Origin of the sequence: Falsiroseomonas ponticola (assembly GCF_016805305.1) — a bacterium.
GTDB lineage: Bacteria > Pseudomonadota > Alphaproteobacteria > Acetobacterales > Acetobacteraceae > Falsiroseomonas > Falsiroseomonas ponticola.
In genome coordinates this window covers 492628-509843 of record NZ_JAERQN010000004.1, presented here as the reverse complement: position 1 = coordinate 509843, position 17216 = coordinate 492628, and the positions used below count along the sequence as shown (strand labels likewise).

Here is a 17216-nt window from a genome sequence, read left to right as displayed (position 1 = left end):
GGGCCCGAATGGTCGTGGTTCGGTGAAGCTCTAGTAGGCGCCGCGGCGGGCCAGGACGGCGGCCGGGGTGCGGAGCAGGATGCGGATGTCGTTCAGCAGCGACGGGTGCATCACATAGGCGACATCGAGCGCCACGCGCTGGGCGTAGGAGGTGTCGCTGCGGCCGCTCACCTGCCAGGGGCCGGTGATGCCCGGGCGAACCGCCAGGTAGTGCTGCGCGGCCTGGCCGTAATAGGCCGCGAGTTCCGCCGCCTGCACCGGCCGGGGGCCGACCAGGCTCATGTCGCCCTTCAGCACGTTGATGATCTGCGGCAGCTCATCCAGCGAGGAGGCGCGGAGGAAGCGGCCCACCCAGGTGACGCGCGGGTCGTTCTTCAGCTTGCGGGTCGATTCCCATTCCGCCCGGGCGATCGGGTCGCGCTCGATCAGCGCCGCCAGGCGGCGATCGGCATCCGCCACCATGGAGCGGAACTTGAGGCAGCCGAAGAGGCGCCCGCCCCGGCCCACCCGCTCATGCGCATAGAACACCTTGCCGCCATCCATCTTCACCAGGATGGCGAGGATGATGAAGACCGGCAGCGTGGCCAGCAGCAGGGCGCCGGCGCCCAGGATGTCGAGCGTCCGCTTGGCGGCGAGTCGCGCCTTCTCCCCGGGCGCGGAGGCATCGGCGCCGATGCGGGCCTGTCCGGGCATGCCGCCCGCGAACACCGGATGCGGGATCGCCGATCGCTTCGTCTCATGCTCGGGGGCGAGCGTCTGGACGGCTTCCAGGCCAGGCATGGAGGTCCTCGTGATGCGGCGGGGGCCGCGGCTTGCGTTGACTTGGGTCCGATCCGGAACTGTTCCGGCCACTCACCAGGGCGAAGTGGCCTTGGTGCGCGGGCGGTTCAATCCTCGGGACCTTTCCCTCGACGATAAGGGTTAGCCCTACTGACCGGCGGGTTTGCGACGGGGTTGCGGCGGGATTGTGGCGGTGCGGCAATCTGCCGGGGAGTCATTGAAAATTCGCTCGTCGCGCGCTTTTCGCGGGCGCTTCGTGGCGGGTCGTGCCACAATTTCGCCATGCGCCAGCATCGCCAGACCATGGGGGCCCGGAGAGGCCCGGTACCCAACAAGCCCGCACCCGCCTGGGACGCCCCGCGGCCGGACCAGCCCGTGCGGTACGAGCCCTGGCGGCCCCTGCCACGGCCCGAACAGGGCGCGCCGGCACGCGGCATCGCGCTGGCGGTGCTGATCTCCGTCCTGTTCTGGGCGGGACTCGCCGCCCTTCTGTAGCCGCCTTGCCGGGCGCGGCGCCGGCGGCGTAAGGCGCAGGGCGATCCGCGCGCCGAGGAACCGCCGCCCTGAAGCACTCATTCCCCGATGCGGGCCCCGATGCGGGCCGTGACGCGGCGGCATCCTACCTGGCGGCGCTGGCCATCGGCCTGGCCCTGGCGCTGCATCTCTTCCCGCTGGATTTCCTGTTCCCCGCGGCGGGCCAGGCCTGGCGCCCGGCGGGGGATGCGGCGCAGCACATGGTGGCGCAGCGCTACCTCATCACGGATGCCTGGCGCTGGCCGCCCACCTTCGCCGCCACGCTGAACACCCAGGAAGGCGGGCTGAACACCGTCTTCGCCGATTCGATCCCGCTGCTGGCGCTGCTGCTGAAGCTGCTGCGCGGGCTGCTGCCTGAAGGGTTCCACGGTGTCGGCCTGTTCTACGGCCTGGCCTGGGTGGCGCAGCCCCTGGCCGCCGTCTGGGCGCTGCGCGGGGCGGGGGAGACGCGGATCCTGCCCGCGATCGGCGTCGCCCTGGCCGCGGCTTCCATGCCCGCCTTCATCGGGCGCTTCGGCCATGCCGCGCTCTGCGGCCACTTTCTTCTGTTGCTCGGCCTGGGGGTGTATCTGCGCCTGGTCCGGCGACCGACCGTGGGGCGGTGGATCGGTGCCGGCGCCTTGCAGGTCGCGGCGCTGCTGGTGCACCCCTACCTCGCCGCCATGACGCTGGCGCTGCTGGGCGCCGTGCCGGCCACGCGGCTGCTGCGGGGGGAGGCCTTCATCGGCCCCGCCCTGGCGGTGGCGGTGGCGCTGGCGGCGGTGGCCGCTGTCATGGCGGGGTTCGGCTACCTCGGCGCGCAGGGGGATGGCGGCTACGGGATGTTCGCCATGAACCTGCTCTCGCCCGTCTGGCCGGCGGGGTCCTGGTTTGCCGGCTGGCCCTGGGCGCCGCAGCTGGACGCGACCGGCCATGGCGGGTGGGAAGGCTACAACTGGCTGGGCTTCGGGCTGCTGGGCGCCTTCGTGCTGGGCGTGCTGGCGCGGCCGCGCGCCGCCTGGAAGCTCGCCTGCAAGCATGCCGGCCTGGCCGTGGTGCTGGCGGCGCTGACGGCCCTGGCGGTGACGCATCGCGTGGGCTTCGGGGCGGAGATCGTGCTGGACCTCGGCCCCGCGCCGGGGCCGCTGGAGCAGTTCAGGGCCTCCGGCCGCTTCTTCTGGCCGGTGGGCTATGCGCTGCTGGTGGGCGCCATGGTGCTGCTGGCCAGGGCGGGGCGGGCGGGGCCGGTGCTGTGCCTGCTGGCGGGGCTGGCGCAGCTGGCCGATGCCGCGCCGCTGCGCCGCGCCATCGCGGATTGGGCGGGGGCGAGGCCGGCCTGGGACATCGATGCGCCCGCGCTGCGGGAGGCCTTCGCGGAGGCCCGGTCGCTGACCCTGCTGCCCTCCTGGCCCTGCGTGGACCACGCCACGGGCGGGGAGACCTACGCCCTGCTGCTGGAGACGCTGGCCCTCGCCTCCGAACGCGCGGTGCCGGCCAGCACCATGTATGTGGCGCGCTGGCGGACGCCGCCGGCCTGCCGGGACCGGGCGCTGGCCGCCGCGCCGCTGGCCGAGGGCGAGGTCCGCGTCATCCTGCCCGCCGCGCTGCCCGCCCTGGCGCCCCTGGTGCCGGATGGCGCGGCGCGGTGCGGGCCGGCCGGCCCGCTCATTCTCTGCCGCTGAGGGCGGGCGGGCCGCTCGGCAGGTGCCGCTCCACCAAATAGAGGGGGCGGCCCTTGGTCTCGTTGAAGATGCGGCCGAGATATTCGCCGATGATGCCGAGCGTCATCAGCTGCACGCCGCCGAGGAAGAGCACCACCGCCATCAGGCTGGGATAGCCCGCGACCGGGTTCCCCCAGATCATGGTGCGCAGGATGATGAGGACGCCGTAGCCCGCGGCGAAGACCGCGGTGGCCAGGCCGAGATAGGTCGCCACCTTCAGCGGCGCCACGGTGAAGGAGGTGATGCCCTCCAGCGACAGGTTCCAGAGCTTCCAGTAGTTCCACTTGGTCTCGCCCGCCGCCCGCGGCGCGCGGTCATACAGCACGGCGACGGAGGGGAAGCCGACCCAGGCGAAGAGCCCCTTCATGAAGCGGTGCTGTTCGCGCAGGCTCAGCAGCGCATCCAGCGCGCGGCGGGACATCAGGCGGAAATCGCCGGTATTGGGCGGCAGCTTCACCTTGCCGCCGATCCGCTGCATCACGCGGTAGAAGGCGCTGGCCGTCGCCTTCTTGGCCCAGGTCTCGCCTTCCCGCACCCGGCGCTGGGCATAGGCGATGTCCACCCCCTGGCCGCGCCAGGCCGCCACCAGGTCCGGGATCACCTCCGGCGGGTCCTGCAAATCGGCATCGATGACGATCACGGCATCCGTCGCCGCGGCGTGGTCCAGCCCCGCGGTCAGCGCGATCTCCTTGCCGAAATTGCGGCTGAGGTTGAGCACGGCGACGCGGGGATCCTCGGCCTTCAGCGCCTCCATCAGCGCCAGCGTGCCGTCCCGGCTGCCGTCATTCACATAGACGACCTCCCAGGGCAGGCCGATCGCCTCCATCACCGGCGCCAGGCGGGCATGGAAGGCGGGCAGGACCTCCTGCTCGTTATAGGCGGGCACGACGACGGACAGCGCCGGGCGGGCCTCCGCCGGGCGGGTGGTGGCGGCGGTCAGGCCGGGGGCGGCGGCGAGCGGCGGGCGGGCGGCGAGTTGCGTGGACATGCGCAATGAATCCTTCCGCCATGCGGCGGTTCCACGGCGATCTGCGGGCAGGGTGGCGGCAGGTCAACCGCTTTGCGGGCCCGGCGGGCGCGGGCGTTGACGCCGGGCGGCGCTGCCGCGACGATTCCGGCCGATGTCCAGCCCCGACCCGGCCGCCGCCGCAACCATTCGTGACCTGCTGTCCTACCGCATCCACCGCCTGGCGAATGCGCTCAGCCGGGGCGCGGCGCTGCGCTACCGGCAGGAATTCGGCGTCAGCCTGATGGAATGGCGCATCCTGGCGCTGCTCGGCGGCTTCGCGCCGCTGACGCTCCGCGACCTGGCGCGGGAAAGCGGGCTGGACAAGGCGCAGGCCAGCCGGGCGGTGAAGGCGCTGGTGGCGCGCGGGCTGGTGGAGCGCGAATCGGGGCCGAGCGACGGGCGGGAGGTGGCGCTGCGCCTTTCCGCCGAGGGGCAGCGGGTGCAGGACGGGCTGATGCGCGCGGCGCGGGAGCGGGAGGCGGCCTTCCGCGCCGCGCTGCCCCCCGGCAGCCTGGCGATGCTGGAGGAGGCGATCCGCCTGCTGACGGCGGAGGCCCGCCGCCAGGCGGCGCTCGCCGCTCAGGGGCCGCGGGAGCCCGGCTGATCCAGGTCGAGAAGGGGCCCGGCCGGCACGATGCCGCTCGGGTTCAGGTGGCGGTGGCTGCCATAGTAGTGGTGGCGGATGTGATGGAGATCGACCGTCTCCGCCACGCCGGGCCAGGCGAGCAGGGACCGGGTGTGGTCCATCAGCGCGGGGTAGTCCGCGATCCGGCGCAGGTTGCACTTGAAGTGGCCGTGATAGACGGCGTCGAAGCGGATGAGGGTGGTGAAGAGCCGCCAATCGGCTTCCGTGATCCGGTCTCCGCAGAGGAAGCGCTGGCGCGCCAGGCGGTCCTCCAGCCAGTCCAGCGTCTCGAACAGCGGCGTGATGGCGGCGTCATAGGCGGCCTGGCTGCGGGCGAAGCCGCAGCGATAGACGCCGTTGTTCAGCGTCTCATAGACCCGGGCGTTCACCGCCTCGATCTCCGGCAGCAGGTCTGCCGGGGCGTAGTCGCCTTGCAGGGCGCCGATGCCGTCGAAGGCCGAGTTCAGGATGCGGATGATCTCCGCGGATTCATTGTTCACGATGCGGCGGCTCTGGGTGTCCAGCAGCACGGGGACGGTGACGCGGCCGGTGAAGCCGGGGCTGGCGGCCGCATAGAGCTGGTGCAGGTGGCGGGCGCCGAAGACGGGGTCGGGCACCACGCCGGGCGCTGGCTCGAACCCCCAGCCATTCTCGCCCATGTGCCAATGGGTGACGGAGACGGGGATGATGTCCGCGAGGCCCTTGAGCGCGCGGAAGATCAGCGTGCGGTGCGCCCAGGGGCAGGCGAGGGAGACATAGAGGCGGTAGCGCCCGGGCTCCGGCGGGAAGGGGCCGCTTGGCGCGATGCGGTCCCGGAAGCTGGTCGCGGCGCGCTGGAAGGCGCCATCGCTGCCGGTCTTGCGGTCCTCCGTGGTCCAGACGCCGTCCACCAATTGTCCCAAGATGCCTGCTCCCGCGATCCAGGCGGGATGTGGGGCTGGACGGGGCGCGCGTCAGCGCCCCTGATGGCGGGTGTGATGCCAGGGGGAGGGGTTGCCATGGAATTCGTCGATCTGAGCCGGGAGATCTTCCACCGGACGCAGACCCACCCTTCCCACCCGCCGGTGGTGATGACGGTGTGGAACGACCACGGCGAGAAGAAGGTGGCGGGCAAGACCACCTTCAGCAGCAAGGCGATGTCGCTGGCGATGAGCGACCATGCGGGGACGCATGTGGACGCGCCGGTGCATTTCGACCCGCGCCCGGGCGCGGCCTCCATCGACCAGGTGCCGCTGGAGAAATTCTACACGCAGGGCATCTGCCTGGACCTGTCCCATGTGCCGCTCAAGCACGCCATCACCGTGGCGGAGATGGAGGCGGCGCTGGCAGCGAGCGGGCAGGAGATCCGGCCGGGCGACACGGTGCTGATCCATATGGGGGTCAACGCCAGGCTGCTCGGCAAGCCGGGCTACCTGCATGATTTCCCGGGCCTGGCGCTGGACAGCGTGCATTGGCTGGCGGATCGCGGCATCGGCATGTTCGGGGTGGAGGCGATCAGCCCCGCGCCGGAGGGGGAGCCCAATTTCCTGGCGCATATGGCCTGCGCGGAGCGGGGCATCACGCATATCGAGTGCCTGTATAACCTGGAGGCGCTGGTCGGCCGCGGGCGGTTCCGCTTCGTCGCCTTCCCGCTGAAGATCCGGGGCGGCACGGCGAGCCCGATCCGGGCGGTGGCCATCTTCGAATAGGGGCGGCGGCCCGGTTTCGCTGGCCCCGGCGCGATGTTCCTGCTATGTTCGGGACATCAACGCCACCCCTGCGCCCGGCGGGGGCCCTCGGAATCGGTGCTAAAGGCACTAAAAGGGCTAAATCCGCTGTACCGAGCGCCGACTTCCAGATGGGCGCTCAGCGGCTGCAGGCGGCCCCGCCGAGCACGCAGAACTTGGCGCAATGGGGGTGGTTGAGCGCGACCGGGCGCGCGGCCTCCGCCAGGGTGGCGCCCAGCTCGAACTGGCTGTCATAGGGCAGCAGGGTGCAGGCGATGACGGCGGGGGCGGCGGCGCCGCGGCGCTTCACCACCATGCGCGATGACGCGCACATCAGGCTGTCCGGGGATTTGTTGAGGATGCCCCAGCAGGCTTCCGTGATCTCCGGCACATCCACCCGGGCATCCATCTCCGGGAAGAGCATCAGCGCCACCGGGTCGCTGGCCTCGACCGGGATGGCGTGGGCGGCGAAGAGTTGCGCGAAGCCGGCGCGCATCGCGGCCTCGTCCTGGCCGCCGAAGCTGGCGCGGCCGGCGACGTTCAGGCGAAAACCCTCGCGGGCGAGCCATCTCAGGCCTTCCATGGTCCTGGCAAAGCTGCCCTCGCCGCGTTCGGCGTCATGGTGGGTGGCCTCGAAATGGTCGAGGCTGACGCGGAGCGTCAGGCGGTCCGTGCCGAAGCGGTCGCGGAGATCCAGCAGCGGCTGCGCGTAGCGTCGCATCGGCTGCATCGCGTTGGTCAGCACCAGCGCGCGCAGGCCCGGGCGGGACAGGACATCGGCCAGCATCGGGACCAGGCCTGGGTTCATGAAGGGCTCGCCGCCGGTGAAGCCGACTTCCTCCAGTGGCAATCCGTCCGCCTCCGCCTCGTCCAGGAAGGTCGTGACATCGGCGGCGGAGAGGTAGGAAAGCGCGTCGTTGCGCGGGCTGCTTTCGATGTAGCAGCCTTGGCAGGTGATGTTGCAGAGCGTGCCGGTGTTGAACCAGAGGGTGCGCAGCCCCGTCAGCGCCACGGTCGCGCGGCGCTCCCCCTTCAGCGTCGTGACGGGGTCCTGGAACTTGCCGGGGAGGAGCGGCTTCGGCAGGGCGATGGACAAGGGCGATGCTTTCGACGCGATGGCCTGAAGATAGGGCTTCGCGCGGAATAGGGGAGGGGTTACGCGACCTCCCGCCCCGCGGCGTACCACCAGGCGATGAGGCGGCGTTCAAGGGCGACGAAGCCTCGGTTGAGGGCGTAACCGAGCGCGGCGAGCAGCACGATCACGCCATACATCTCCGGCGCCCGGCCCGCGAACTGCATCAGGACCAGGTAGCTGCCGATGCCCTGCTCGCCGGCGATCATCTCCGCCACCACGGTCACGACCAGCGCGAGCGCCAGGGCCACGCGGAAGCCGGCGAGGATGGCGGGAAGCGCGGCGGGCAGGATGATGAAGCCAGCGCGGCGGAGCGGGCCGATGCCGAAGGTGCGGCCCATGGCGATGGAATCGGGCTCCACCGCCTGCACGCCCTGCAGCGTGTTGGTCAGGACGGGGAAGAAGACCGTCAGCGCGACCACGGTGATCTTCATGGGATCATCGAGGCCGAGGAAGAGCACCAGCGGCGGGATCACGGCCGGCACCGGGATGGGGCGCAGCAGCTCCACCAGCATGCCGAAGAGCCTGGCCGTCAGCGGCACCAGCGCGAAGGCGAGGCCGACCAGCACCCCCGCTAGGCCACCCGCCACCAGCCCGGCGGCCATGCGCCAGAGCGATCCGCCGATGCGCGCGGGGAGTTCGCCCGTCGCCATGTCCCGCGCCAGCGCCGCCAGTACCTGGCTCAGCGCCGGCCAATTGGGGGAATCCACCCAGCCGAGCCGGGCGGAGGCCTCCCACAGCGCCAGCAGGCCGAGGATGAGCCAGGTGCCGGAGGTGACCTTCATCAGCCGCGGGCGGTGCGGAAGATGAGGGAGGCGCTGGCGGGGTAGCGGCCGCCGAGGCCGTAGCGCGTCATGGTCGCGACGACCTCGTCCAGCTCCGCTGATGTGACCGCCTTGGGATAGGCGGGCAGCGCGGTGTTCTGCAGCCGCGCGAGGGGGACGCGGGAGAAGGCCGAGATCAGCTCCAGCAGGGCGGGCTGGCCCTGGCGCTCGTTCACCCAGTCCACGCCCTTGTGCAGCGCGCGGCCGAAACGGTCGAAGAGATCGCCATTGCGGGACAAATCATCGGCCATGGCGACGTATTGCGCGTTGGTGCCGCCGGGCGCGGTTTCGCTCATCGGCCAGCCGATGCGCTCCAGCCGGTCGCCATGGGTTTCGAGGGCGGCGGCGACGAAGGGTTCGGAGAAGATGGCGGCATCCACCTGGCCGCCGGCCAGCGCATCCGCCATCTGCGGGAAGGGGACCTCCACGGTGTTGACGCGGCGCCAGTCGCCGCCGGTCTTCTCCACCCAGGCCATGCCGCGCAGCCAGACGATGTTGTTGCGGGTGTTGGAGGCCAGGCGCTTGCCTTCGAGGTCGCGGCCCGTCCGGATGCCGCTGCCCTTGCGCACCAGCAGCGCCAGGATGTCCGGCGGGCTGTCCTTGGCGCGGGAGGCACCGGAGACGAAGCGGAAATCCAGCCCCTCCCGCACGCCGAGCATGATGGAGACGACGTTGGAGAAGACGACGCGGAACTGCCCGGCGACGAGCCCCGGCAGGCCGGTGGCGCCGCCTGCGGTGGTGGAGGTGTCGATCTCGATCCCCTCCGCGGCGAAATAGCCTTCACGGATGGCGGCGTGCAGCGGAGCCACGTCCAGCACGGGGATGACGGAGACGCGCATGCGCGTCAGCGCGCCCTGCGCGAAGGCGGGGGCGGCGAGCGGCGTGGCGAGCGCGGCAGCGAGGGCGGTGCGGCGGGTGAGGCTCATGCGATGTCTCCTGTTCAGCGCCGCTGCCAGTGCAGCGCGCGACGTTCGGCGAGGACGAAAAGCCAGTTCAGCGCGAGGCCCAGCACGGCGAGGATGACGAGCCAGGCATACATGTCGCGCACGCGGAAACTCCGCTGCATGTCGAGGATGAGGAAGCCGAGGCCGCCCTCCCCGGCCAGCATCTCCGACAGCAAGGCCAGCACCATGGCGAGGCCGAGGCTGATGCGCATGCCCGCCAGCACCAGCGGCAGCGCGGCGGGCAGGACCAGGTGCAGCAGCGTGTGGCGCGCGGGCCAGCCATGGGTGCGCGCGGCATCCAGCATCACGCGGTCCACGCCGCGCACGCCCTGCAGCGTGTTCACCAGCACGGGGAAGGTGACGACCAGCGCGACGGAGGTGACCTTCATGGCGAAGCCGATGCCGAGGAAGAGCATCAGCGGCGGCACCAGCGCGGATTTCGGAATCGGGCGCACCAGCTCCACCAGCGGCTCCAGCAGCCGGAAGACGGATGGCCACCAGCCCATGGCGAGGCCCGCCGCGATGCCGATGGCGCTGCCGATGGCGAAGCCGGTGAAGACCAGGCGCAGCGTCTGCAGCAGCGGCGCCAGCGCGTCGCCGCTGGCCAGCAGGTCCCAGAGCCGCAGCGCGATGGTGCTGGGTGCCGGCATCAGGGCGCGGCGGATGAGGCCGGCCTCGACGGCCCATTCCAGGCCCAGCAGCAGCGCGGCCAGCACCAGCAGGCCGGGGAGCGGCGCCAGCAGGCGGTCAACCCGCATGACGCGCCAGCAGCCTTTCCAGCAGATGGTGCCGGAGTTCGAGGAAGCGTGGGTGTTCGCGGGTGGCGATGGGGTCGCGCGGGCGGGGCAGGGCGACCTCGATCTCCTCCGCCACCGTGGTCGGGCGGTTGGTGAGGACGATGATGCGGTCGGCGAGCTGGATCGCCTCCTCCACGTCATGCGTCACCAGCATCACGGTCAGGCGGCGGCGGGACCAGATGTCGAGCACGAGGGATTGCAGGTCGAGCCGCGTCAGCGCGTCCACCGCGCTGAAGGGTTCGTCCATCAGCAGCATGGCGGGCTCGGCGGCCAAAGCGCGGGCGATGGCCACGCGCTGCTGCATGCCGCCCGACAACTGCCAGGGGAAGTGGTCGCCGAAACCGTCGAGGCCGACGAGCTTCAGCGGTTCGTCCGCGGCCTCACGCGCTCGGCGGCGGCCGAGGCGGTGTTCGGTGGCGAAGGCGACATTGTCCCGCACGCTGCGCCAGGGCAGCAGGGACCGGCTGTATTGCTGGAAGACATAGACCGCTTCGGGCGGCGGCGCCGTGACGGCGCGGCCGGCGAGGCGCACGCGGCCGCTGGTGGGCGGCAGCAGGCCTGCCGCCATCTGCAACAGCGTCGATTTGCCACAGCCCGAGGGGCCCAGCACCGCGAGGAACTCGCCCTCCCGCACCGCGAGCGAGACGCGATCCATCACGCGCGCCGGCTTGCCGCCGCGCGTCGGGTATTCCTTCGTGACCTCATCCAGTTCCAGGAACCGCATCGTGTCTTCCAACCAGAGGAATCCGTGCGGCGTTTTCCGCCCTCAGAATAGTTCGAAGTATTCCCGCTGTTCCCACTCCGAGACCTCGGCCTCGAACCGGGCGATCTCCGCGCGCTTGAGGCGGAGGTAGTAGTCGATGAAGGCGCTGCCGAAGGCCTCGCGCGCGACGGTGCTGGCTTCCAGCGCCGACAGCGCCTCGCCCAGGTTGCGCGGCAGGGGCGCGGCCTTGGTCTCATAGGGCGTGTCGGCGGGCGGGCCGGGGTCGGCCTCTGTCGCGATGCCGTGCAGGCCGAAGGCGAGCTGCGACGCCATGTAGAGATAGGGGTTGGCGGCGGGCTCGCCGACGCGGTTCTCGATCCGCGTCGCGCTGTCGCCGGGGGTGCCGAGGGCGCGGAGCATGACGCCGCGATTGTCGATGCCCCAGATCGCGCGATCCGGCGCCAGGCTGTTCGGGCGGTAGCGGCGATAGCCGTTCAGCGTCGGCGTCGCGAAGGCCGCCGCGGCACGCGCTTCCGCCAGCAGCCCGCCGAGGAAGTGCTTCGCTGTCGGCGACAGCAACTCATCGCCCTCCGTCGCGAAAGCGTTGCGGCCGGTGGCGCGGGATTTCAGCGACTGGTGCAGGTGCCAGCCGCTGCTCATCACGTTGGGGATGCGCGGGCGGCACATGAAGGTCGCGTGGTAGCCATGCCGCCGCGCCACCTGCTTCACCGCGGAGCGGAACAGGATCATCAGGTCCGCGCTGGCCAGCGCATCCTGCGCGGCGAAGGTGAACTCCACCTGGCTCGGCCCGAACTCCACTTCCATGGAGCGCAGCGGCAGGCCGAGGGCCTGGATCTCGCGCCGCAGGATCTCGAGCGCCGGGTCGAGCTGGTCGTAGCGAAGCTCGGTCAGGTAGTTGTAGCCCTGCGTCAGCAGGGAGACGTCGGGCGGCATGCCGGGCTGGCCGGAATCCTCCGGTGCCATGCGCGGGTTGGTCACGCGGAACAGGTGGAACTCGACCTCGAGGCCCGTGACGTAGTCGAAGCCCAGCGCCTCCGCCTTCGCGATCTGCTGCTGCAGCAGGTGGCGGGTGGAGAAGGGGACGATTCGGCCATCCTGGTAGTAGGCCTCGCATTGCATCCAGCCGGTGTGGGGCGCCCAGGGCAGGCGGCGGAAGCTGGCGGGATCCGGCACCAGCAGCGCATCCGCGGCGCCTTCCAGCGCGCGTTCGCCGAGGCCCCCGCCCGCGCTCCACACCGGGAAGACGGTGCGGTGCGAGGTGTCCTTCAGCAGCAGCGTCGTCGTCATCGCGACGCCGGATTCGAGGGCGCGCGCGACCTCGCTGGCGACGATCGTCTTGCCGCGCAGGATGCCGTGCTGGTCGGGCCAGGCGAGGCGCACGACCTCGATGCCCTCTTCCGCGATGCGGTCGAGGACGTCCGCCCGCGCCTCGGCCGTGGTCAGGCCGTATCGGTCAGCGAAGTTCATTCGGCGGCGAGGGCCGGGGGCGCCCAGGGCGCGGCGCCGCGGCGGCGTTCCACCGCCTGGCGCCAATGGCTCTCCCACGTCGTGGCGGGGGCCATGGTGTCGATGGTGCCGGGGCCGGTGAGGTCCGCCGTTGTCTCTTCCTGCAGCAGTGCGGGGCGCTTGCCCTCCTCGACGGCCGCCATGGCGCGCATCAGCAGGCGGCGATTGGCGGCGATGGCCTTGTCGCTGCTGGCGAGGGTTTCGCGGGTGCGGTCCTGGATGGCGCCTTGCGACTCCACGGCCCATTGGTCATGGACGTTGATGTCCTCGCCCATGCCCGTATAGGTCTTGCTGGCCTGCTCATCGGGGTCGAAGCCGTAGTCGTTCTGCCGGCCCTTCTTCGGGAGGTAGTCGGGCAGGGAATAGTTCTCCAGCCGCTGCGCGCGCATGCGGGCGCGGTCCACCGGGCCGGCGAAGCTGGTGAAGATCGCGATCCAGTAGCAGCGCGTGTCATCGACCGGCATGTGCCACTGGGTGATGGTCATCTCCGCGCTCATCGGGATGACGAAGGCCTGGGGGAAGAACAGGTTCGTGACGCGCACATGCGTCGTCGCGTCGTTGATGCTGCGCAGCGCGGTGACGCGCAGGCCGTAGGGCGTGTTGTCCACCTCGATCCGCGGGCGCGGGAATTCGCGCAGGACGTAAGTCATCGGCAAATCGGAGCCGTCGCTGGTGGCGCGGAACTGCTTGCCGTACGCCTCCTTCTCGTCGCCATCGTCGAAGAAGCGATGCAGGAAGCTGGCATGGGCGGGGTCGATGCCGACCTCCAGCGCCTGCAGCCAGTTGCACTCGATCAGGCCCTTGAAGGCGAAGGTGTGGGTATCGGGCGCGGCGAAGCAGTCGAAGGCGGGGAAGGGGGGCGCCGCACCCTCACCGAGATAGGCGAAGACGATGCCGCTGCGGATTTCCACGGGGTAGCTGCGCTGCTTGATGCGGGTGCAGAGCGTGCTGCCTTCGGGCTCCGCCGGCGTCTCCAGGCACTTCCCCGTCACGTCGAAGAGCCAGCCATGGAAGGGGCAGCGCAGGCCGCCATCCTCCAGCCGCCCGAAGGCCAGGTCGGCATTGCGGTGCGGGCAGTCCCGGTCCAGCAGGCCGATGCGACCCTGTTCGTCGCGGAACAGCACGAAATCCTGGCCCAGCGCGCGGACGGGGCGGACGGGGCGCTTGCCGTCCAGCTCATCGACCAGGGCGATGGGCTGCCAGTAGTGGCGCAGCACGCGGCCGCCCGGCGTGCCGGGGCCGACGCGGGTCAGCCGTTCATTCTGTTCCGCACTGATCACAGGCTTTGCTCCTGGACAGGTGTTCACTGACCGAACGTCTGTGCGATGATAGGGGCAAGCCGGAAGCGGCGGCAAGACAGTGTTGGAGGGTCCATGCCCCGGATCGGGGATGAGCATGCGGCGCGGCGTCGCGAGGCCGGCCATGGTGCCGACTTCCTGGAGGCGCTGGCGCGGGGCCTGGCGGTGCTGCAGGCCTTCGGGCCGGAGCGCCGGCAGATGACGCTGGCGGAGGCCGCGCGGGCGGTGGAGTTGCCGCGCGCCACGGTGCGCCGCGCGCTGCACACGCTGGTGGTGCTGGGGCATGTGGAGACGGATGGGCGGCTGTTCCGGCTGACGCCGCAGGTGCTGCGGCTGGCGGCGGGCTACCTCGGCGCCAGCGGCGTCGCGACCGTGCTGCAGCCGCTGTGCGAGCGCCTGGCGGCGGAGGCGGGCGGGCCGTGCTCGGCCGCGGTGCTGGATGGGGCGGAGATCGTCTTCGTGGCCTATGGCCGGCCCCGGCTGATGCTGAATGTCTCCACCATGGTCGGCAGCCGCCTGCCCGCCTTCTGCACGGCGCTGGGGCGCGTGCTGCTGGCGGGGCTGCCGGCGGCGGCGCGCGAGGCGGCGCTGGCTACGCCCTTCGCCGTGACGCCGCGGACGGAGACGGACCCCACGCGGCTCAAGGCGCTGGTCGCGGCGGCGGCGGCGGAGGGCCATGCGCTGGTGGAGCAGGAGGCGGAGTGGGGCTTCCGGTCCCTCGCCGTGCCGCTGCCGCGGCAGGATGGGCGCGTGGTTGCCGCGCTCAACATCGGCATGCACACGGAAGGCGGCAGCGCGGAGGCATTCCGCGCGCGATGGCTGCCGCGGCTGCGGGAGGAGGCGGCGGCGGCATCGCCCCTGCTGCTGTAGGGCGCGCTAGCCGCAATCGATGATGAGGCGCGTCAGGCCGCGCACCAGGATGCTTTCCTGCCGCTGCGCCGCGATGATCTCGATGCGGGGGAAGCGCTTCGCGATGGTGGCGAAGACCATCTCGGCCTCGATGTTGGCCAGGCTCGATCCCGCGCAGGTGTGGATGCCGGCGCCGAAGGCGAGGTGCCGCGTTTCCTGCCGCCCGAGGTCGAGGCGATCGGGATCGGCGAAGACATCCGGGTCGCGATTGGCGGAGCCGAGGCCGAAGCCGACGGTCTGGCCCTTGCGGATCGACACGCCGAGGAAATCGACATCCTCCAGCGCATGCCGGAAGGCGATCTGCTGCGGGCTGTCGTAGCGCAGCAATTCGCTGACCACGAGGCGGCCCTGGGTCTCGCCGGCGCGGAGCCGGGCGTATTCGGCGGGGTTCTGGGCGAGGGCGAAGAGCCCGTTGCCGATCAGCAGCGACGACGCCTCATGCCCCGCGAAGAGGAACAGGACGCAGGAGGCGAGCAGCTCCTCCTCCGTCAGGAAGCTGCCCGCATCATGGGCTGCGATGAGCAGGCCGAGGAAATCATCCTTCGGCCGGGTGCGCCTTTCGCGCACCAGCGCGCCGAAATAGGCGACGAGCTCGGCGGCGCGCCGGCTGCCGGCGGCGATGCGTTCCGGCGTGCGCACCAGGTCGAGGGAGAGCGTGATCTCCCTGACCCAGCCGCGCACCAGCGGATGGTCGGCCTCCGGCACGCCCATGAGGTCGGAGACGATGTCGATGGACAGCGGCGAGGAGAAGTCGGAGATGATGTCGAAGGGGCCGTAGTCCGGCACCTGCGCGAAGGCGTTCTCGATCAGCGCCTCGATCCGCGGCCGCATGGCATTGACCTGGCGCAGCGCGAAGACGGGGGCTGCGATGCGGCGGAGCCTGGCGTGGTCGGGCGGGTCCTTGAACAGCATCCATTGCGCGATCATGCCGTAGAGCGGGCGATGCGCTTCCGGGATCGGCACGAAGGCCTCCGGCGGCAGGACCTTCGCGACCTCCCGCCCGAAGCGGTCATCCTTCAGCCCGGCATTGACGTCGGCATAGCGGCTGACGAACCAGAAGCCCGCATAGCCCTGCGCCGGCGTCGTCGCCCAGCCGATCGGGTGCTCCCGCCGCAGCCGGTCATAGGTGGGGTAGGGGTCTTCGAGGAAATCGGGGTCGAGCGGGCGGAAGACCGTCCGCCGCAGGCCGGACATCAGGCGCCCGCCTGCGACTGCGTCGTCTCGATCAGCGCGGCCAGTTCACCCACATCCTTGACGCGATAGGCGGCGAGGCGCGGGAGCTTCACGCCGAAGCGCTTCTCCACCGCCGCCAGGATGCGCATATGGCCGAGCGAATCCCATTCCGGTGTGGTCCTGGCATTGGTGCCGGCAGTGATGTCCTCGGCGTCGATCTCCAGCGTCTCCGCCACCAGCGCGCACAGCGCACCGAAGACATCCTCCACCATGACGGGCCTCATGCGTTTCCTGAGCAGCAGCGGGAGCGTGTTCCAGCCGAGATTGCCCGCGGCGTAGCCGACGATCGGCTGCGGCTTGCGCGCGGGGTCTAGCGTGATGCCGTCGAGGCGCGCGAGAAGCGCCTCGAAGGCGATGCGGGCCTCGAGCCGCGCGAGCGGGCCGCCGGGGCAGGTATGGATGCCGGTGCCGAAGCCGAGGTGGCCGCGATTGTCGCGCGCCAGGTCGAGCTTATCGGCATCGGGCCAGCGCGCCTCGTCGCGATTGGCGGCGCCGGGGAAGAGCATGAGCATCGCGCCTTCCGGCAGCGCGGTGCCACCCAGCGTCACGGGGCGTGTGGTGCGGCGGGCAATGCGTTGCAGCGGCGGCAGGAGGCGCGCCAGCTCCTCGACGAAGCGGGGGATGAGGTCGGGCTCGGCGCGCAGCCGGGCGAAGAGCGCGGCGTCCCGCGCCAGCCAGTTGAGGCCGCTCGCGATCAGGTTCGCCGTCGTCTCATGCCCACCGATCAGCAGCAGGGCGCAGAGGTTGCGCAGTTCCACGCGCGTCAGCGTGCCGCGCGCTTCCTCCTGCACCAGCGTGCCCAGGATGTCGTCGCGGGGATGGGCCAGGTGATCCTCGATGGCGGCATCCAGGATGCGCATCAGCGCGTCGAGGCCGATGCGCGCTTCCGCCAGCAATTCGGGCGGACCCATGCCGGTGGCGGCGAAGCCGGCCAGCAGCGCGTCGCGCGCGTAGCGGTTCATCGCATCCCTTTGGGCATCCCGCTGGTCGAGCGGCACGCCCAGCATCTCGCAGATGACGGTGACGGAGAGCGGGTTGGCGAAGCCCTCCACCATCTCCGCGCGCTCCGGCAGCGCATCCGCCAGCTGTTCCGCGATGGCGGTGATGCGGGGCGCCAGATGCTGGATGGCGCGCGGCGTGAAGGCCTTGTTGACCGTGCCGCGCAGCCTGGTGTGGTCCGGCGCGTCCTTCATCACCATGGACATGATCGGCACGTCCATGCCGAGGTCGGAGGCGAAGGTCGCGGCATCGCGCAGCACCGCCTCCACCTCCGCATGCCGCGTCACCAGCCACATCGGCGGGCGATCCAGGCGGTGCACGGGCGCATGCTGGCGGAGCGCCGCATAGGCGGCGTGCGGATCGGCCTGGATGGCGGGATCCAGCAGGTCGAAATGCACGGGGCAGCCGGTCATGGCGCGGCCAGGATCACGTCGAAGCCGAGCCGCGCGGCGACCGTGCCATCCCCGGCCACGAAGGCGCTGGCGCGGAAGCCGGC

Annotated in this window: 17 protein-coding genes; 5 read left to right on the top strand and 12 right to left on the bottom strand. The window is 71.2% G+C overall.

The window, feature by feature from the left end; all coding sequences use genetic code 11:
* Positions 1-30: 30 nt before the first annotated feature.
* Positions 31-780, bottom strand: a complete 750-nt coding sequence (locus JJI54_RS15465; protein WP_226381774.1) for a sugar transferase — start codon at positions 778-780, stop codon at positions 31-33.
* Between the two features lie 303 nt (positions 781-1083).
* On the opposite strand from JJI54_RS15465, the gene JJI54_RS15460 reads away from it, so the two are divergent.
* Complete coding sequence (locus JJI54_RS15460; protein ID WP_203073890.1) at positions 1084-1275, top strand: hypothetical protein; 192 nt, start codon at positions 1084-1086, stop codon at positions 1273-1275.
* Positions 1276-1514: 239 nt separating this feature from the next.
* Positions 1515-2975: a DUF6311 domain-containing protein gene (locus JJI54_RS15455; protein WP_203073889.1), complete on the top strand. Its 1461-nt coding sequence runs from the start codon at positions 1515-1517 to the stop codon at positions 2973-2975.
* Here the strand turns inward: JJI54_RS15455 and JJI54_RS15450 are convergent.
* A complete protein-coding gene (locus JJI54_RS15450; RefSeq protein WP_203073888.1) occupies positions 2959-4002 on the bottom strand; it encodes a glycosyltransferase family 2 protein in 1044 nt (347 codons plus the stop codon). The genes JJI54_RS15455 and JJI54_RS15450 overlap by 17 nt on opposite strands.
* A gap of 133 nt (positions 4003-4135) precedes the next feature.
* On the opposite strand from JJI54_RS15450, the gene JJI54_RS15445 reads away from it, so the two are divergent.
* Positions 4136-4627, top strand: a complete 492-nt coding sequence (locus JJI54_RS15445) for a MarR family winged helix-turn-helix transcriptional regulator (protein WP_203073887.1) — start codon at positions 4136-4138, stop codon at positions 4625-4627.
* Here JJI54_RS15445 and JJI54_RS15440 read toward each other — a convergent pair.
* Complete coding sequence (locus JJI54_RS15440) at positions 4603-5538, bottom strand: glutathione S-transferase family protein (protein ID WP_318987516.1); 936 nt, start codon at positions 5536-5538, stop codon at positions 4603-4605. The genes JJI54_RS15445 and JJI54_RS15440 overlap by 25 nt on opposite strands.
* A 108-nt stretch (positions 5539-5646) precedes the next feature.
* Between JJI54_RS15440 and JJI54_RS15435 the strand changes: the two genes are divergently transcribed.
* Entirely contained in the window at positions 5647-6336 is a 690-nt protein-coding gene (locus JJI54_RS15435; protein WP_203073885.1) for a cyclase family protein, read from the top strand.
* Between the two features lie 157 nt (positions 6337-6493).
* Here the strand turns inward: JJI54_RS15435 and JJI54_RS15430 are convergent, their stop codons facing one another.
* Genes JJI54_RS15430 through JJI54_RS15400 form a run of 7 tightly spaced genes read right to left on the bottom strand, consistent with a single transcriptional unit; the run spans position 6494 to position 13561 of the window.
* Positions 6494-7450 (bottom strand): radical SAM protein, encoded by a 957-nt coding sequence (locus JJI54_RS15430; RefSeq protein ID WP_203073884.1) that lies wholly within the window; start codon positions 7448-7450, stop codon positions 6494-6496.
* 59 nt (positions 7451-7509) lie between these two features.
* Entirely contained in the window at positions 7510-8271 is a 762-nt protein-coding gene (locus tag JJI54_RS15425; RefSeq protein ID WP_203073883.1) for an ABC transporter permease, read from the bottom strand.
* The gene (locus JJI54_RS15420) at positions 8271-9236 is read right to left on the bottom strand and encodes an ABC transporter substrate-binding protein (RefSeq protein ID WP_203073882.1); all 966 of its coding nucleotides are present in this window, start codon (positions 9234-9236) and stop codon (positions 8271-8273) included. The genes JJI54_RS15425 and JJI54_RS15420 overlap by 1 nt, the downstream gene beginning before the upstream one ends.
* A 14-nt stretch (positions 9237-9250) precedes the next feature.
* On the bottom strand, positions 9251-10012 hold the full coding sequence (locus JJI54_RS15415; RefSeq protein WP_203073881.1) for an ABC transporter permease: 762 nt from the start codon (positions 10010-10012) through the stop codon (positions 9251-9253).
* Positions 10002-10775 carry an ABC transporter ATP-binding protein gene (locus tag JJI54_RS15410; RefSeq protein WP_203073880.1) on the bottom strand — a complete coding sequence of 258 codons (774 nt, stop codon included), beginning with the start codon at positions 10773-10775 and terminating at the stop codon, positions 10002-10004. Before JJI54_RS15410 ends, JJI54_RS15415 begins: the two co-directional genes overlap by 11 nt.
* Positions 10776-10817: 42 nt before the next feature.
* Positions 10818-12242: a glutamine synthetase family protein gene (locus tag JJI54_RS15405; RefSeq protein WP_203073879.1), complete on the bottom strand. Its 1425-nt coding sequence runs from the start codon at positions 12240-12242 to the stop codon at positions 10818-10820.
* On the bottom strand, positions 12239-13561 hold the full coding sequence (locus JJI54_RS15400; protein WP_203073878.1) for a Rieske 2Fe-2S domain-containing protein: 1323 nt from the start codon (positions 13559-13561) through the stop codon (positions 12239-12241). The genes JJI54_RS15405 and JJI54_RS15400 overlap by 4 nt, the downstream gene beginning before the upstream one ends.
* Positions 13562-13654: 93 nt before the next feature.
* On the opposite strand from JJI54_RS15400, the gene JJI54_RS15395 reads away from it, so the two are divergent.
* Positions 13655-14449, top strand: a complete 795-nt coding sequence (locus JJI54_RS15395) for an IclR family transcriptional regulator domain-containing protein (protein WP_203073877.1) — start codon at positions 13655-13657, stop codon at positions 14447-14449.
* Positions 14450-14455: 6 nt separating this feature from the next.
* On the opposite strand, the gene JJI54_RS15390 is transcribed toward JJI54_RS15395, so the two are convergent.
* Together JJI54_RS15390 and JJI54_RS15385 are read right to left on the bottom strand one after the other, a co-directional pair.
* Complete coding sequence (locus JJI54_RS15390; RefSeq protein WP_203073876.1) at positions 14456-15682, bottom strand: cytochrome P450; 1227 nt, start codon at positions 15680-15682, stop codon at positions 14456-14458.
* On the bottom strand, positions 15682-17133 hold the full coding sequence (locus JJI54_RS15385; protein WP_203073875.1) for a cytochrome P450: 1452 nt from the start codon (positions 17131-17133) through the stop codon (positions 15682-15684). The genes JJI54_RS15390 and JJI54_RS15385 overlap by 1 nt, the downstream gene beginning before the upstream one ends.
* Positions 17134-17216 lie beyond the last annotated feature (83 nt).

Bases quoted from the DNA above. Each gene is read 5' to 3' on its own strand.
- JJI54_RS15465 (WP_226381774.1), bottom strand. From the start codon at position 780: ATGCCTGGCCTGGAAGCCGTCCAGACGCTCGCCCCCGAGCATGAGACG.
- JJI54_RS15460 (WP_203073890.1), top strand. From the start codon at position 1,084: ATGGGGGCCCGGAGAGGCCCGGTACCCAACAAGCCCGCACCCGCCTGG.
- JJI54_RS15455 (WP_203073889.1), top strand. From the start codon at position 1,515: ATGGTGGCGCAGCGCTACCTCATCACGGATGCCTGGCGCTGGCCGCCC.
- JJI54_RS15450 (WP_203073888.1), bottom strand. From the start codon at position 4,002: ATGTCCACGCAACTCGCCGCCCGCCCGCCGCTCGCCGCCGCCCCCGGC.
- JJI54_RS15445 (WP_203073887.1), top strand. From the start codon at position 4,136: ATGTCCAGCCCCGACCCGGCCGCCGCCGCAACCATTCGTGACCTGCTG.
- JJI54_RS15435 (WP_203073885.1), top strand. From the start codon at position 5,647: ATGGAATTCGTCGATCTGAGCCGGGAGATCTTCCACCGGACGCAGACC.
- JJI54_RS15425 (WP_203073883.1), bottom strand. From the start codon at position 8,271: ATGAAGGTCACCTCCGGCACCTGGCTCATCCTCGGCCTGCTGGCGCTG.
- JJI54_RS15420 (WP_203073882.1), bottom strand. From the start codon at position 9,236: ATGAGCCTCACCCGCCGCACCGCCCTCGCTGCCGCGCTCGCCACGCCG.
- JJI54_RS15415 (WP_203073881.1), bottom strand. From the start codon at position 10,012: ATGCGGGTTGACCGCCTGCTGGCGCCGCTCCCCGGCCTGCTGGTGCTG.
- JJI54_RS15410 (WP_203073880.1), bottom strand. From the start codon at position 10,775: ATGCGGTTCCTGGAACTGGATGAGGTCACGAAGGAATACCCGACGCGC.
- JJI54_RS15405 (WP_203073879.1), bottom strand. From the start codon at position 12,242: ATGAACTTCGCTGACCGATACGGCCTGACCACGGCCGAGGCGCGGGCG.
- JJI54_RS15395 (WP_203073877.1), top strand. From the start codon at position 13,655: ATGCCCCGGATCGGGGATGAGCATGCGGCGCGGCGTCGCGAGGCCGGC.
- JJI54_RS15390 (WP_203073876.1), bottom strand. From the start codon at position 15,682: ATGTCCGGCCTGCGGCGGACGGTCTTCCGCCCGCTCGACCCCGATTTC.
- JJI54_RS15385 (WP_203073875.1), bottom strand. From the start codon at position 17,133: ATGACCGGCTGCCCCGTGCATTTCGACCTGCTGGATCCCGCCATCCAG.